This is a genomic window from Aeromonas sp. R4-3, assembly GCF_040908275.1.
In the GTDB taxonomy this organism is placed as follows: Bacteria; Pseudomonadota; Gammaproteobacteria; order Enterobacterales; family Aeromonadaceae; genus Aeromonas; species Aeromonas rivipollensis.
On the sequence record NZ_JBFODK010000056.1, the window covers coordinates 19456 to 34746 of the forward strand.

Here is a 15291-nt window from a genome sequence, read left to right on the forward strand (position 1 = left end):
GCCTTGCCCGGCAAGGCCTTGAGTCGTTGATGCGTTAAACGGTGCCGCACACCCGAGCGGTCAAATCCTCGTCATAACCCATGCTGGCCATCAGCTGGGCCACCATGTTCTGCTTGCGGCTGGTGTTGGTGTTGGTGATGACCCAGAACGGGGTATCCGGCACCTGCTTGGGCTTGGTGGTGCTGCCACTGGCACGCAGCGCCTCGGGATCCTGGGAGAAATAGACGCGCTTGCGCCCCTTTATTTCGGTCGCCTGAGTGAAGCTCTCCGGGTTGTCCCGGTACAGGGTGCTGAGCACCAGCATGAAGCGGTTGATGGACTTCTCTTCTTTTTGCAGCTCGCCGGAATCGAGCAGGGCTTCCAGCCCCATGGCATCGGCCATGGGCTGAGGCTGGGCCACAGGCGCGGCCGGCACTGTCGTCCCCGCCTTGACGGGTTGTTCCAGCAGACGGCGCAGGATATCGGAAGCACTTTCGCCGATGTGCCGGGTCTGGCTGGCGATAAAGAAGTAGAGATCGTCATCAAGCTCGATGGTTTTCATAGGGATGCGCTGGACTCGTCGAAATTCGGATGCGGCGATTATACATAGGCAGACCCGGCAGCCCAAGGGAGGGGCTGGCAGATGTGCATGAATCTCGGTGAGAATACGGCATAATGGCGGGCCAAGTGTGTGATCATCCGCACTGATAGCCGATCCCGGGCCGTTTTTTTGGAAAAAAACCACAAAAAAATGCCCTGCGAGGAATGAAATCCTTTTCTTTCAGTGTGTTAAAAATCAGGCGAAACAGCCCACGACCGACAAGGTGTCATTTTGCAACAAAACTCATTATTGAATTTCAAGGATCAGGGACAAGGCCCTGTCGTCGTGCTGATCCACGGCCTGTTCGGCAGCCTGGACAACCTCGGCCTGCTGGCCCGTCCCCTGAGCGAACACTGCAGGGTCATCAGCGTCGATCTGCGCAACCACGGTGCCTCCTTTCACTCGGATGAGATGAGCTACCCGCAGCAGGGAGCGGATGTGATCGCCCTGCTGGATCACCTGGCGCTGGACAAGGTATCCCTGGTCGGTCACTCCATGGGGGGCAAGGTCGCCATGCAGGTCGCCAAGCTGGCCCCGGCTCGGGTCGACCGGCTGGTGGTGGCCGACATAGCCCCGGTGGCCTACCCCCATGCCCGCCACCAGAATGTGTTTGCCGGACTCAACGCCACGCTGGCCAATCCCCCCCAGAGCCGTGCCGAGGCCGAGGCCCTGCTGGCCCAGTACGTCGAGATCCCCGGGGTGCGCCAGTTCCTGCTCAAGTCCTTCGCCAAAACCGAGGCGGGCTGGGCCTGGCGCTTCAATGTGCCGGCCCTTGAGCGCAACTACGCCAACATCATGGGCTGGCCCGACGACCAGACCCGCTTCGAGGGGCCGACCCTGTTCATCAAGGGGGGGGATTCCGACTATGTGCAGCCTCAATATACAGAGGCTGTGATGGCACAATTCCCGGCCGCCAAGGCCCGTGTCATCGCCGGAACCGGCCACTGGCTGCACGCCGAAAAGCCGGTTTTGTTCAATAAACTGGTTGTGGATTTCCTGTCGACAGGCGGTTAACAGTTTCAAATCCTTTGTGATATAGTGCGCCCGTCATAAGGAGTGTGCGCAATCCATGCTGTATGAACATATCGATCTGATCGAGAGTCTGGGCCTGAAGCTGTTCTTCGTGGCCATCTTCCTGCTGATTGGTCTGGCCATTCACGACGTGCTCAAACGCGGCAACGTGCCCCGTTTCGGCCGCTTTATCGTCTGGCTGGTTCTGTTTCTGGGTTGCGCGGGTTTTGTCGCCAAGGGGCTGATCGAAATGGGCTGGGAAGGCTCTGGGATCGGCTAACTACTTTTCATCTGTGATGTATGGCCAAACAGCAAACTGATCGAACAACACTGGATCTGTTCGCAACTGAGAAGCGCCCCGGCAGGCCAAAGACCAATCCACTCCCCCGTGAGACCCAACTCAAGATCAACAAGCGCAACCAGCTCAAGCGCGATCGGGAGAACGGCCTGAAGCGGGTCGAGTTAAAGGTGGAGGCCGAATTGCTGGAGCGCCTGAACCAACTTGCGCTACAACAGAACGTCAGCCGAGCCGAGCTGATCCAATCTATCCTGAAGCAACAGATTGAGTCTGCGCATGCAGCAGGCATCGCAATCTGAACCGTTAAGCATTAACCAGATACGGGTAACTAAACACTATGGCTAGTGTAGGTCTGTTTTTCGGCAGCGATACCGGTAATACCGAAGCTGTCGCCAAGATGATCCAGAAAGAACTGGGCAAACAACTGATTGAAGTCCGTGACATTGCCAAGAGCAGCAAGGCCGACATCGACAGCTTCGATCTGCTGATGTTCGGTATCCCGACTTGGTACTACGGCGAAGCCCAGGCCGATTGGGATGACTTCTTCCCAGAGCTCGAAGAGATCGACTTCAACAACAAGCTGGTCGCCATCTTCGGCTGCGGCGATCAGGAAGACTATTCCGAATATTTCCTCGACGCCATGGGCACCCTGCGTGACATAGTCGAAGCCAAAGGTGCCATCATCATCGGCCACTGGCCAACCGCGAGCTACGAGTTCGAGGCCTCCAAGGCACTGGTGGATGACAAGCACTTCGTCGGTCTGGGGATCGATGAGGATCGCCAGCCGGAGCTGACCGCCGAGCGCGTCAAGGGCTGGTGCAAGCAGTTGCACGAAGAGATGTGTCTGAGCGAGCTGGAGTGATCTCCCTCCTCTGACAACAAGGGCCCCGCTGGGGCCCTTGTTGTTTCTACTCCTTCCTAGCTGGCGCTGCCTGGCCCGGCGTTCTGTGTTCCGGCTTGGGTTTCACATACAGGGTGCGCCTGACCTGGGCCACCAGCTCGCCCCGCTTGTCCTGCACCTGCACCTCGAACTCGGGGAAGTGCTTGTTGCCCCCCTCGGTCGCCGCCACTATGGATGCCAGCTTGGCGTCGGTCAGGTTGAACTCCGCCACCAGCATCCCCTTGCCAGGCTTGATGAAATTGATGCTGCCCGCCTTGTCCCAGACGTAATAGCGGTTCTTGAAATGGCCCATCAGCATCAGCGGATAGATGGGATCCGTCATGGCAAACATGCTGCCGCCAAACTGGGTCCGGTTGGCATTCTTGTTCCACCAGCGGGACTTGAGGGTGACCCGACAGAAACGAAAATCGGGGCTCAATGTTTCTATCTTGATGCCGGCTCCCCAGAAGGGGGGCCAGGCGTTGAGGGCGTGGCGCACCCAGGCCGCGTTGCCAAAAAGCCAATCCATGGATCTCATCCGACCAGACTATAGAGAAGTGACATAGTATCAACATTCCCTCGCGGAGCAAGCCCGGTCCGGGCCGGCCAGATTAATCTTCCACAGAGGGGAAATGTGCTAAACCCCTTGAATTACTGGGTTTATTTTTGACTTGGCTACGACCTATAATGTCAGGCCATACGAGTTCGTGGTTGCCATTCCTTCGGCAGTCAATCAGAATAACCACACCTTCGAGAATGCGAATAAATAGAATATGGCAGACAACAACCAAGCGTTAAAAAAGGCCGGGCTCAAGATCACCTTGCCCCGCGTCAAGATCCTGGAAATCCTGCAACAGCCGGACTGCCAGCACACCAGTGCGGAAGATCTGTACAAACGGCTGATCGACCAGGGTGAGGAGATTGGTCTCGCTACCGTCTATCGCGTTCTCAACCAGTTTGATGATGCCGGTATCGTCACCCGTCACCACTTCGAAGGGGGCAAGTCGGTGTTCGAGCTGGCGACCCAGGAACATCACGACCACCTGGTCTGCCTCGATTGTGGCAAGGTGATCGAGTTCTCCGACGAGGTGATCGAGCAGCGTCAGCGCGATATCGCCAAACACCACAACATCCGCCTGACCAACCACAGCCTCTATCTGTATGGTCACTGCGCGAACGGTGACTGCAAGCACGACGAATAACGCCGTCGGCCGCGAGCAGCCATGAAAAAGCCAGCATCACGCTGGCTTTTTTTGTGTCCGCAATCCGGACCAGAGTGGCAGGGTCTCCCCTGCCCTCTTCTTGTCAGACCGCAGCGATCAGGCCTCGGCCTTGCCCCAGACGTCGCGCAGGGCCACGGTGCGGTTGAACACCAGCTGCTCCGGGCTGGAGAGCTTGTTGTCGGCGCAAAAATACCCTTCACGCTCGAACTGGTAGGCAAACTCCGGCTTGGCGTCCTTGAGGGAAGCCTCGACCCGGGCACCCTTGATGATCACCAGGGAATCCGGGTTGAGCGCCCCTTCGAAGTCGTCCTCGGCACCGGGGTTCGGCATCTTGAACAGACGATCGTAGAGACGGATCTCGGCAGGCAGAGACTGAGTGGCGCTGACCCAGTGGATCACCCCCTTCACCTTGCGGCCATCGGCCGGATCCTTGCCCAGGGTCTCGGGATCGTAGGAGCAGTAGATGCAGGTGACCTTGCCGTCCGCATCCTTCTCGACTCGCTCTGCCTTGATGACGTAGGCATTGCGCAGGCGCACTTCCTTGCCCAGCACCAGACGCTTGAACTGCTTGTTGGCTTCCTCTTTGAAGTCCGCCTCGTCGATGAAGATCTCGCGGGTGAAGGGAAGTGTACGGCTGCCCATCTCCGGCTTGTTCGGGTGAGCCGGTGCGGTCAGCACCTCGTCGCCGGCCAGGTTCTCGATGACCACCTTCACCGGGTGCAGCACCGCCATGGCACGGGGGGCGTTCTCGTTGAGATCGTCACGGATGCAGGCTTCCAGCATGCTCATCTCGACTATGTTGTCCTGCTTGGTCACGCCGATGCGCTGGCAGAACTCGCGGATGGAGGCCGGCGTGTAACCACGGCGACGCAGCCCGGAGACGGTCAGCATGCGCGGATCGTCCCAACCACTGACGTGCCCCTCGGTCACCAGCAGGTTCAGCTTGCGCTTGGACATGACGGTGTATTCGAGGTTCAGACGGGAGAACTCGTACTGACGGGGGTGGCAGTCGATGCTGATGTTGTCCAGCACCCAGTCATACAGGCGGCGGTTGTCCTGGAACTCCAGGGTGCACAGGGAGTGGGTGATCCCCTCCAGGGCGTCCGAGATGCAGTGGGTGAAGTCGTACATCGGATAGATGCACCACTTGTCACCTGTCTGGTGGTGGTGGGCAAACTTGATGCGATAGATGACGGGATCGCGCATCACCATGAAGGGAGATGCCATGTCGATCTTGGCGCGCAGGCAGGCGCTGCCCTCGGCCAGCTCGCCGCTCTTCATCTTGGCAAACAGCGCCAGGTTTTCTTCTACGCTGCGATCGCGGAACGGGCTGTTCTTGCCAGGAGCGGTCAGGGTGCCGCGGTATTCGCGCATCTGCTCGGGGGAGAGCTCGTCCACATAGGCCAGACCCTTCTCGATGAGCTCGATGGCATAGCCGTGCAGCTTGTCGAAATAGTCGGAGGAGTAGCAGATCTCGCCGCTCCACTGGAAGCCGAGCCACTGTACGTCCTGCTTGATGGACTCCACGAACTCGATGTCTTCCTTCGCCGGGTTGGTGTCATCGAAGCGCAGGTTGCACTGGCCCTGATAGTCACGGGCGATGCCGAAGTTCAGGCAGATGGACTTGGCGTGGCCGATATGGAGATAACCGTTCGGCTCCGGCGGAAAACGGGTATGCACGTGGTTGTGCTTACCGCTGGCCAGATCTTCATCGATGATCTGACGGATAAAGTTGGTTGGGCTGCTCGCCTCGCTCATGAATTCACCTCGAATGTCTCAGCTCATGGGGCAACCGCGCGCCCCCGCTTAGAAACCGACAATGATCCACTATTCATCCATGAGGCTCAACAGGAATTTGCCGCCGCGCCCTGGCTGACGTTACGCCAGACGCCATTTGCCCGACGCGGGGTCGCTTCCCGGCCACAGGCTTCCTTTATTTCGCCGCCATCGGCTCTCGTGCAAGCGACTTCCCCACGGAGAAGCGTGGGACGCACCTGGGCATAAAGGTGTCCTGTGAGCACAAACACATGGCTGCTTGATATTGCGGCGAGATCACACTTCAATGTTTTGAAACAAGCTTGTAACATTTGGTGGATCACCTCGCCAAGCTGAACAGAGTTGGAACCAACAGAAACCAGGCATTTTCCAAACTGCATCATCCTAGTATCCTATTTACAATTTTGTCATTTTTGCTGCGACATCAGGGAAGATGGTCGACAACACCTGTCCCCTCCCTTTCCCCCGAGCCACTCGCCTCATCCTCACACAGGTAGCTGAGCCATGTCCTACTCCGTATCAAGACGTGATTTCATCAAGCAGTGCGTCATCGCCGGCATCGCCGTCTACAGCGCCCCCCTCCTCGCCAACCTCTCCCTGTCCGGCATGGAAGACGAGGTCTTCGATCCTGCCTTGCTCGGCCAGTGGAAGCAGGGGGGCAAGATCAAGTTTCGCAGCGATGGCCTGGCCAAGGTCACAGGCCAGAAGATCTACAGCCGGGACTATCGCGCGCAGGATCTCGCTGGCTGGCCGTCCCAGCAGCAACATGCGCTGCTGATCCGGCTCGACAAGGCGGATCGCGTCTATCTGGGGCTGGATCTCTCCATGCTGCCCGCCAATGCCCAGCCCCGCCGAGTGATCACGGCCACCGACCTGGTGCGCGACGGCGTCGAGCTGCCCTCTTTCTACGGCATCAACATGATGGTCAGCGAAGGGGCCACCCCGGACTATCTGGGTCATGCGGCCGCCATGCTTATCTTCGCGGACTTCGCCACCTTCAACCGGGCCAAGCAGATCCTGCAGTTCAACAACAAGGTGGTGCGCTACGGTGATGTGACCCCCCTGGTCGCCACCACCCGGGATCCCTGGGCCTGCTGGCGCATCATCCGGATTGAGGGCAAGCTCGGCAGGGAAGATCAATACAGTACCTTGAAGAACGGCCTCTTCTTCCCGGCCATCGTCAGCCACCAGCCGGTGTGGCCGACGGCCAGAGCCGATGGCAACGCCGGTGAGCAGGGGATGTATCAGGCCGAGCAGGTGCACAAGGAGCTGGAGGCCGAGGACGCCCTGGTGCTGGATCGCAGCTACCAGACCCAGTTCATCGAACCCATGATGATGGAGCCGGAAAACTTCAACGGCTGGTTCGACGCCAAGGCGCGCACCATGCACCTAGTGGTGAGCACCCAGTCCCCTCACGACTTCTACTACGAAGCCGCCGAGATGCTGGCCAAGGGGCCGCTGGCCGGCAAGGTCGACAAGCTGGTGGTGCACTCCCCCTTCATCGGGGGTGGCTTCGGGGCCAAGGATCACACCATATTCCCCTTCTATGGCCTGCTCGCGACCCTTTATGGCGAGGGCCCGGTGCGCCTGGCCAACGATCGTTTCGAACAGTTCCAGGGTGGCCTCAAGCGTCATCCGTTCAACATGCACAACAAGCTGGTGATCGACAAGCAGAGCGGCCAGTTCCGCGCCCTGATCAGCGCCATGACAGTGGACGGCGGCGGTCGCCTGAACTTCACCGGCTCGGTGGCCAGCGTGGGGGCCAGCGCCATCCAGGGAGTCTACTACCTCCCCAGGAACGACATCACCGCGGTCGCCCTGCCCTCCGAGAACCCGGATTGCGGCTCCATGCGAGGGTATGGATCCCTGCAAACCATGGCGGCCATGGAGATGATGGTCAACGAGGCCGCCGCACTGCTGAACATGGATCCGCTGGAGCTGCGGCGCCGCAACCTGATCAAGCCCGGCCAGCCCAATACCCAGGGGGCCATTCCCGAGGGCAACAACCGTTACCCCGAGATCCTGGCGATGGCCGAGCAGCACGAGGTCTGGGCCCAGCGCCAGGCCAGGAAGCAGGCTTACGAGACCCAGCATCCGGATCGTCTGCACGGCACTGGCTTTGGCATCACCACCAAGGACTATGGCACCGGTGCCGTGGCCCCCTCCGCCTGCGTCGAGCTGACAAGCAAGGGGGAGATACTCCTCAAGATCAGCGGCATGGAGATGGGCACTGGGATCCAGACCTCCCAGGCCGAGATCGTCAGCCGCTACCTGGGCCAACCGGCCGACACCATAGCGCTCGCCGAAATCGCCCTCTGGGATAGCTTCAAGCTGGTCTCGACCGACAACCCCTACACCATCTCGCAGGAACGCCAGGACGAGATGCAGAAGAACCCGCGCTGGACCCTGGCCATTCCGCAGGCCTCTTCGGCCTCCATCTCCTCCTACTTCCAGAGCCATGCCACCGTCACCGCGGCCCGCATCCTGTTCGAGCAGACGCTCTGGCCGGCGGCAACCGCCATCTGGCGCAAGCAGTACTTCGTCGGCCAGGCAGGCCTGGATCTGGGCCCCGCCAGCGAGGCGAGCTGGACCCCGGCGGGACTGACGACCCGTGGCATGCCGCCGCTGCCGCTCGCCCTGCTGGCGGCCCACGCTCACGCCAACGGCCTGATTACCGGCGCCATGGTGCACAGCTTCAACCGCTGGGCCTGGGCCGAATGCGACTTCACCATAGAGGGTCAGAGCCAGCGCCTGCCCATAGATGCGCTGGCGTTGCGCTACGGCGACGGCGCCAGCAGCGAGAAACGCGCACAGGCGGATGCCAACGGCTACCAGCTGCTCGATCGCACCCAGGCCCACTACCCCAGCACCAGCCTGAACAACGCCATGGTGACCTACTACGCCCCCTGCGCCACCCTGGTCGAGATAGCGCTGGAGAAGGGCTCCGGCAAGGTGCACATACTGTCTGCCCACAGCTGGCTGGACGCCGGCCGTGTCATAGTCCCCGAACTGGTGGAAGGGCAGATCCAGGGCGGCCTGGCCATGGGGGTCGGTCACGCCCTCTATGAATACCTGCCCGCCGGGCAGGACGGGCCGGGCAACGGCACCTGGAACCTGAACCGCTATCAGGTCCCCCTGGCGCACCAGCTGCCGGTGTGGAACCTGACCCACACCCTGCTCGATCCCCTCTCGCCGACCGATGCCACCAAGGGCATAGGCGAAGTGGTGATGATCCCCGTGGTCGCCGCCCTGGTCGAAGCCATCTATCAGGCGACCGGCACCCGTTTCTATCATCTTCCCGTCACTGCAACCGACATTCAGAAGGCCATCCAATGATCACCGTAAACATGACCATCAACGACCGTCTCATTGGCCCGATCGAAGTGGATGACAACACCATGATGATCGACTTCCTGCACGAGTATGTGAACCTGACCGGCACCAAGTTCGGCTGCGGCGTCGGCGTCTGCCATGCCTGCACCATAGTGGTCGACGGGGCGGATGGCAGCAGCGAGAGCGTGCGCACCTGCATCAACGGGGTGGGCCGCTTCAACGGCCAGCGCATCCGCACTGTGGAAGGCCATGCCCAGCGTAACAACCTGGGCAAGATCATCGCCCTGAGTCCGGTGCAGAAGACCTTCCTGGATCACTTCTCCTTCCAGTGCGGCTGGTGTACCTCGGGTTTTGTCAACGAGACCACTGTGCTGCTGGAGCGGCTGCGCAAAGAGCCGGTGGCCATGGCCGATCTCGAATCCACCATAGAGGGTGCGCTTAAAGATCACGTCTGCCGCTGCACCGGTTACAAGAAGTACTACGAGGGGGTCAAGGCCATGCTGATCTCGGAGGGGGTAGTACGCACATGATGCTCTCCAGACTCACATTCGCGCTCTTGCTGGGCGCAGGCGCCGTATCCGCGGCCGACACCCAGGATCCGCTGGTGGCACAGGGGGCATACCTCTCCAAGGTCGGTGACTGCGCCGCCTGCCACACCGCAGAGGGGGGCCAGAAATACGCCGGTGGGTTGGCGTTCAAGACACCCTTTGGCGTCATCTACTCCACCAACATCAGCTCCGACAAGCGCCAGGGGATAGGCAGCTACAGCTATGAGGATTTTTATGAGGTGATGCACAACGGCAACGCCCCCAAGGGACGCCTCTATCCCGCCATGCCCTACACCTCCTATCACATGGTCACGGATGAGGACATGAAGGCGCTCTACGCCTACTTCATGCAGACCAGGCCGGCCGCCACCCCGAACCGCGACAACGAGGTCGGCTTCCCCTTCAACGTGCGCACCGGCCTGGTGTTCTGGAACCTGGTGGCCCACGAGGACAACCCCTTCCAACCGGATCCGGCCAAGAGCAGCAACTGGAACCGTGGCCGCTACCTGGTGGATGGGCTGGGACACTGCGGCGAGTGCCACACGCCGCGGGATACCTTCATGGCGATGGACGGCTCACGCTACCTGAAAGGGGCCATGATAGAGGGGGTGATGGCCCCGGAGATCACCGCCACCGAGCTCAGGCGCCAGGGCTGGACCCATGACTCCCTGACCCGGCTGCTGCGCAAGGGCTACTCGGTCAAGGGCGGCGTCTTCGCCGGCATGTATCCCGTGGTCGAGAAGAGCTTCGCCTACCTGACCGACGAGGACATGCATGCCGTCACCAGCTACCTGCTGGGCAGCGACACCCCGTTGCCGGAGCCTGCACCCAAGCCGGTCACTATGGACGCATCGCACCCGGGTTACGGGCTCTACCGGGACTACTGCGCCGGCTGTCACGGCCAGGAGGGTCAGGGCAAGCCGAACGTGACCCCTTCCATGTACACCAACGCCACCCTGGATCAGGCGAGCGCGACCAACACCCTGGCGGTGCTGCTGCGTGGGATCCCGGCCCAGAGCTACAGCCAGACCGAGCGCTTCGCCCCCATGCCCAGCTACGCCAAAGAGCTCAACGACCAGCAACTGGCGGATCTGGTGAACTTCCTGCGCCAGACCTGGGCCCATCAGCCCTCCGCCCTGAGTGCCGACGACATCAAGACGCTCAAGAAGGAGATCGTCGAGGCGCACGATGAGTGACGCTCAGCTGGAGGTGCTGCGTCAGAGCCTCGCCTGGCTGGCCCAGGGGAAAGGCATCTGGCTGTGCAGCATAGTCGCGACCTACGGCTCGGCCCCCCGCCCCAAGGGTGCCCTGTTCGCCACCGATGGCCTCCACCGCAGCGGCTCCATCTCTGGCGGCTGCATCGAGGATGCCTTCGTCGCCATGCTGGCCAGGGGGGAGCATGACGCCCCCCTGAGCCTGCTGGACTATGGCTCCCATCTGGCCCCCGATGGCAGTGCGTTCGAGCTGCCGTGCGGCGGCCGCATCCGGCTGCTGGTGGAGCGCCTCGAAGGGGACGCGGCCAGCGCGGATCTCGATGAGTGGCTCACCAGACTGCAAGGGGGCCACCCCTTCGTGCGGGAGGTGCTGCTCGAGCAGGGGAAACGCCGCTATCTGGACGAAGAGACGACGGATCCCTGCGAGCAAGAGGCGCCAGGCCGGGTACGCCTGAGCTATGCCCAGCGCTGGCGCCTGCTGCTGCTCGGCATCAGCCAGGTGAGCGAGCAGGTAGCGCGGCTCGGTCAGGCCGCCGGTTTCGAGGTGCGGCTGTGCGATACCCGTGAGCCGTACCGCCGCGACTGGCACTGGGGGCCGGAGCAAGGAGGAATAGCCGTGGAGTGGTGCGATCCCGAGCGCTTCGTCGAGCGCCATGCCACGGCCCGGAGCGCCGTGCTGGCACTGGCCCACGACCCCAGGATCGACGATGCCGGGCTGATGGCGGGGCTCGAATCCGACGCCTTCTACCTCGGCGCCATGGGCTCGGTGCGCACCAGCGCCCGTCGGCTGGAGCGGCTGCAGCGAATTGCCGAGGCGAGTCAGACCCAGCTTGCGCGGGTCCACGCCCCCATAGGGCTGCCCATCGGCAGCAAGACCCCCATAGAGATCGCCATCGCCGTGCTGGCCGAGGTGATCGCCGTGCGCCAGGGCATCAGATTGCGAGACGCCACAGATGCAGCCTGAGCGCGTCGCCCTGCTGCTGGCGGCCGGCTTCTCCCGTCGCTACGGCAGTGACAAGCGCCTCGCGGGCTCCCCGCCCCTGATCCTGCGCACTCTGGCCACCCTGCTCCCCTGTCATGACAGCGTGCTGGTGGTGCTCAGGCAGCGAGACGAGACACTGCGCCGCCTGCTGGCGGACTCCGGGGCCGAGCTGACCCAGGTGCCACGGGACGGCGGTCTGGGAGACAGCCTGGCCCACGGAGTGCGCACTCTGCTGGCGAGCGGCCGCCCCATCCACAGCCTGCTCATCACCCTGGCCGACATGCCCCACCTCTCCCCCGCCAGCCTGCGGGCGCTGCAAGCCGCCCAGACGGGCAGGGAGATAGTGCGCCCCCTCCATCAGGGGCAGCCGGGCCATCCCGTCAGCATCCCCGCCGATCTGCTCCCCGAGCTGGCGAGCCTGGAGGGGGAACAGGGAGCGCAAGGCGTATTGCTGCGTCATCAGGGGCGCCTGCGCACCCTGTCACTGGACGATCCCGGCTGCGTGCAAGACATCGACTGGCCAGAGGATCCGCTCTGAGCCGCCAGCCCGTCCGACCCACCTCTCCCCGTTCCTGCCTCCCCACCCTATGCCGCCTGCGACCTGCCTGATCGCCGGACAAAAAAAGCCCCGCACTAGGCGGGGTCACAAGTGATGAAAAACAGACAATACACACACAACAAAGGTTCACACGCACAGTCAACCTTTCCCAAATCCGATGACATATCGGCCTTGGGAAAGACGGGTCTTGCGACCCGCCCTGTGTCAGTGACGATAAGCTATCAGTTCAGCTCGGTGACGCGGCTGGCGCGCTTGCCGTCGAAGCTGGTGGTACGCAGCCAGACCTTGCCATTGACGGTCGGCTTGGCCGCGGCGTCATAGGCGGTCCAGGTGGTGCCGTCCAGGCTGTACTGGATGGGCAGACCCGGCAGATCCACGTTTGCTTCCAGCTTGCCGTTCACCACCTTGGCGCCTGGCACGGAGAGGCGGTATTCAACACCGGCCTGATCCAGCTTCGGCAGCACGCGCTGACCCAGCAGGTTGGCGAACTGGTTCCACTCCTTGTTCAGGGTGGCCTTGTTGACGTGCTTGGAGGTACCGGAGAACTCGCGGCCCTTCACGTAATCCAGCTCGAAGCCGCCCTTGTGCCAGGCACGCTCGGCCACGGAGAAGATCCGCGGGTAGACCATGTACTCGTACTGGGCGTCGGTGCGCACGGTTTCGCTCCACTGCTGACCGGAGATCCCCTTGAACTTGACCGGATCCTGGTCACCCTTGGCCACGAAGGCGTTGCCGTCGCGGTCAACCGAGGTCTCGGCGTTCTGCGGCAGGTTTTCCGGGGCGAAGGCGAACACCTTGCGAGTGTCGTTGAAGCGGGTCGCCCAGTAGTAGCCACGCTCGGCCGGGTGTACCTCGTTCGGGAAGTCGAAGTAGAGGTAGTCGGGGTTGGAGAGCACCACGTCATAGCCCTTGTGCGCCCACTTCATCGCCTCGTTGAAGCCACCCCAGTAGAGGGTTTCCCAGAAGTTGACCCGGGTCTTGTCGGTGGCGAACACGCTGGCGTCCGTGGCGTACTTCAGACCATCTTCCCACGCCTGCAGGGTGGAGAAGCCGTGGCCCTTGACCATCTCGCTCACTTCCTTGGCGAAATGAACTGGCAGCTCGGCCACGTCCTTGATCTTGCCATCGTCGATCATCTTCTGGCACATCGGGGACTTGCCGAACGGTTTGTCCTGCTTGCTGGAGTCGACGTTGCCCTTCCAGGCGACCAGATCGGCTTTCTGGGTGACGGCCGGATCCTGATAGCCGCCGCCCTGCATGATGTTCTTCGCCTCGTCACCACCGTAGTGCCAGGCGGTCAGGGGCTGACCGGCGGCCTGGTGCATCTGGGCCACTTCATCCATCACCTTGGCCACGAAGGTGGCAGCACCCGGCTGGCAGGGGTTGATGAAGGACATCTTGTCGTAGAACTGCACCGAGGTGACGTTGGAGGTGTCATCCGGGTCAGTCAGACGGAACTGGTTCGCTTCCGCTTCCTTGCCTTCCGCCAGCAGACGCTTGTAGCGCGCCTCCATGGAGACCACGGCGGCACGGGCGTGAGCCGGCATGTTGATCTCGGGGATCACGGTCACGCCGCGAGCCTTGGCGTAACGCACCAGGTCGATGTAGTCGGACTTGCTGTAGAAGCCGGAGCCCATGTTGTCGCTGGTCGGGCCTGAGCCGAGCTGCGGCATCAGGCACTGGGTCTCGGAGAGATCGTGGCAACGCTGGCTGCCGACGTCGGTCAGCTCCGGCAGGCCCGGGATCTCGATGCGCCAGCCTTCATCGTTGGTCAGGCCAAGGTGCAGCACGTTGAGCTTCATGGCAGACATCTGGTCAACCAGCTTCTTCATGGTCTCAGTGCTTCTGAAGTGGCGGGCCACGTCGGTCTGCATGCCGCGGTATTCGAAGCGCGGTGCATCCTCAACGCTCATCTGGCTCACCAGCTTGTCGTTGACCCCCAAGAGGGAGATCAGGGACTGGGCGCCCCAGAAGGCCCCGTCGATGTCATGACCCTGCACCACTGTGCCTTTGGCGCCTATGGTCATGTCATAGCCTTCGGCCTGCTTGAGCTTGCTGCCGAGCTTGATGGTGACCGGGTAGCCGGTGTCGGAGAGGGTAACACCCAGCTTGGTCAGTTGAGCCTTGATGGCCTCGGCGCGATCGCTTGGCAGGTCCAGGGCATTGAGCTTGATGGTGGAGAAGTCGACCTGGGGACCGGCCTTGACCACCTGTTTCATCGGGGTCGGCAGTATCTGGTCGTCAATCTTGCCGGCAGGCAGCAGGGTGCTGGTCTGGTTGGCGGCAAAACGGGTCTCGCTGTTCATCAGGATGTTGTTGTCATCCTTGGTGCGCTTCCAGCCGTCGGCCGGCATCGGCTTCTCATAGGTGGTGGCATCGTCGATGTTGCTCATGCTGGCCAGCACTTTCGGCTCGGCCCCTTCGCTGGCGACATACCAGTTCGGCATGATGTCAGATTCGAACAATACCCAGTACTCCACCACCAGGGGCACTTCGACCGTGGCGTCCTTGGCAAAGCCCTGGAACTTCTCGGTTGGCGTCAAACGATAGAGGTCGCCGGTCAGGTGGGTGATGGTGAACTGGTCGTTGTCCACCCGCTGGATGCGGCGGATGGAGGAGACATAGATGCTCCAGTCCTTGGAGGTGACGTCGGCACCGGTATTGGTCAGGTGCAGCTTGGCAACACCACAGCTCGCCCACTCGGAGCCCAGGGCCTGGCAGTCGAGGCCGGCGCCGGCACCGTCATTGGTGACGACTTCGTACTTGACGACCAGATTGCTGGCGAGGGAATCGACCACGGCTTGCTTGGCGGCATCGGCTGCCTGCACTTGGCTGACGAAAACGGTAGACATGGCAATGGCTAACAGAGAATGTTTCAAGTTCATAA

At 61.7% G+C, this 15291-nt stretch carries 15 protein-coding genes; 10 read left to right on the plus strand and 5 right to left on the minus strand.

From position 1 onward, the window contains the following. Positions 1-34 precede the first annotated feature (34 nt). Positions 35-541 carry a replication initiation negative regulator SeqA gene (gene seqA / locus AB5Y91_RS18070; RefSeq protein ID WP_368170444.1) on the minus strand — a complete coding sequence of 169 codons (507 nt, stop codon included), beginning with the start codon at positions 539-541 and terminating at the stop codon, positions 35-37. 288 nt (positions 542-829) lie between these two features. Between seqA and AB5Y91_RS18075 the strand changes: the two genes are divergently transcribed. From AB5Y91_RS18075 to fldA, 4 genes are read left to right on the plus strand one after another with little or no spacing between them, the layout of a single operon-like run. Next, positions 830-1594: an alpha/beta fold hydrolase gene (locus tag AB5Y91_RS18075; RefSeq protein WP_368170463.1), complete on the plus strand. Its 765-nt coding sequence runs from the start codon at positions 830-832 to the stop codon at positions 1592-1594. Between the two features lie 55 nt (positions 1595-1649). Next, positions 1650-1871, plus strand: coding sequence for a DUF2788 domain-containing protein (locus AB5Y91_RS18080; protein ID WP_106887376.1), 222 nt, complete (start codon positions 1650-1652; stop codon positions 1869-1871). A 20-nt stretch (positions 1872-1891) separates the two neighbouring features. Next, entirely contained in the window at positions 1892-2188 is a 297-nt protein-coding gene (ybfE, locus tag AB5Y91_RS18085; protein WP_005325670.1) for a LexA regulated protein, read from the plus strand. 38 nt (positions 2189-2226) lie between these two features. Next, on the plus strand, positions 2227-2751 hold the full coding sequence (gene fldA / locus AB5Y91_RS18090; protein WP_005325673.1) for a flavodoxin FldA: 525 nt from the start codon (positions 2227-2229) through the stop codon (positions 2749-2751). Positions 2752-2797: 46 nt separating this feature from the next. Here fldA and AB5Y91_RS18095 read toward each other — a convergent pair whose 3' ends face one another. Then, positions 2798-3298 (minus strand): DUF4442 domain-containing protein, encoded by a 501-nt coding sequence (locus AB5Y91_RS18095; RefSeq protein ID WP_162520198.1) that lies wholly within the window; start codon positions 3296-3298, stop codon positions 2798-2800. A gap of 244 nt (positions 3299-3542) precedes the next feature. On the opposite strand from AB5Y91_RS18095, the gene fur reads away from it, so the two are divergent. After that, positions 3543-3971, plus strand: coding sequence for a ferric iron uptake transcriptional regulator (fur, locus tag AB5Y91_RS18100; RefSeq protein ID WP_111911275.1), 429 nt, complete (start codon positions 3543-3545; stop codon positions 3969-3971). 117 nt (positions 3972-4088) lie between these two features. Here fur and glnS read toward each other — a convergent pair whose 3' ends face one another. Beyond that, entirely contained in the window at positions 4089-5750 is a 1662-nt protein-coding gene (gene glnS / locus AB5Y91_RS18105; protein WP_106887379.1) for a glutamine--tRNA ligase, read from the minus strand. Positions 5751-5836: 86 nt separating this feature from the next. Continuing rightward, positions 5837-6151 (minus strand): hypothetical protein, encoded by a 315-nt coding sequence (locus tag AB5Y91_RS18110; protein ID WP_368170445.1) that lies wholly within the window; start codon positions 6149-6151, stop codon positions 5837-5839. Between the two features lie 121 nt (positions 6152-6272). Between AB5Y91_RS18110 and AB5Y91_RS18115 the strand changes: the two genes are divergently transcribed. Genes AB5Y91_RS18115 through AB5Y91_RS18135 form a run of 5 tightly spaced genes read left to right on the plus strand, consistent with a single transcriptional unit; the run spans position 6273 to position 12383 of the window. Next, positions 6273-9104: a xanthine dehydrogenase family protein molybdopterin-binding subunit gene (locus tag AB5Y91_RS18115; protein ID WP_368170446.1), complete on the plus strand. Its 2832-nt coding sequence runs from the start codon at positions 6273-6275 to the stop codon at positions 9102-9104. After that, complete coding sequence (locus AB5Y91_RS18120) at positions 9101-9631, plus strand: (2Fe-2S)-binding protein (RefSeq protein ID WP_163135940.1); 531 nt, start codon at positions 9101-9103, stop codon at positions 9629-9631. The genes AB5Y91_RS18115 and AB5Y91_RS18120 overlap by 4 nt, the downstream gene beginning before the upstream one ends. Next, a complete protein-coding gene (locus AB5Y91_RS18125; protein WP_368170447.1) occupies positions 9628-10845 on the plus strand; it encodes a cytochrome c in 1218 nt (405 codons plus the stop codon). The genes AB5Y91_RS18120 and AB5Y91_RS18125 overlap by 4 nt, the downstream gene beginning before the upstream one ends. Then, positions 10838-11827 carry an XdhC family protein gene (locus AB5Y91_RS18130; protein WP_368170448.1) on the plus strand — a complete coding sequence of 330 codons (990 nt, stop codon included), beginning with the start codon at positions 10838-10840 and terminating at the stop codon, positions 11825-11827. The genes AB5Y91_RS18125 and AB5Y91_RS18130 overlap by 8 nt, the downstream gene beginning before the upstream one ends. Further along, positions 11817-12383 (plus strand): NTP transferase domain-containing protein, encoded by a 567-nt coding sequence (locus tag AB5Y91_RS18135; protein ID WP_368170449.1) that lies wholly within the window; start codon positions 11817-11819, stop codon positions 12381-12383. The genes AB5Y91_RS18130 and AB5Y91_RS18135 overlap by 11 nt, the downstream gene beginning before the upstream one ends. Positions 12384-12625: 242 nt before the next feature. Here AB5Y91_RS18135 and AB5Y91_RS18140 read toward each other — a convergent pair whose 3' ends face one another. Continuing rightward, positions 12626-15289 carry a beta-N-acetylhexosaminidase gene (locus AB5Y91_RS18140; protein WP_106887385.1) on the minus strand — a complete coding sequence of 888 codons (2664 nt, stop codon included), beginning with the start codon at positions 15287-15289 and terminating at the stop codon, positions 12626-12628. Positions 15290-15291 lie beyond the last annotated feature (2 nt).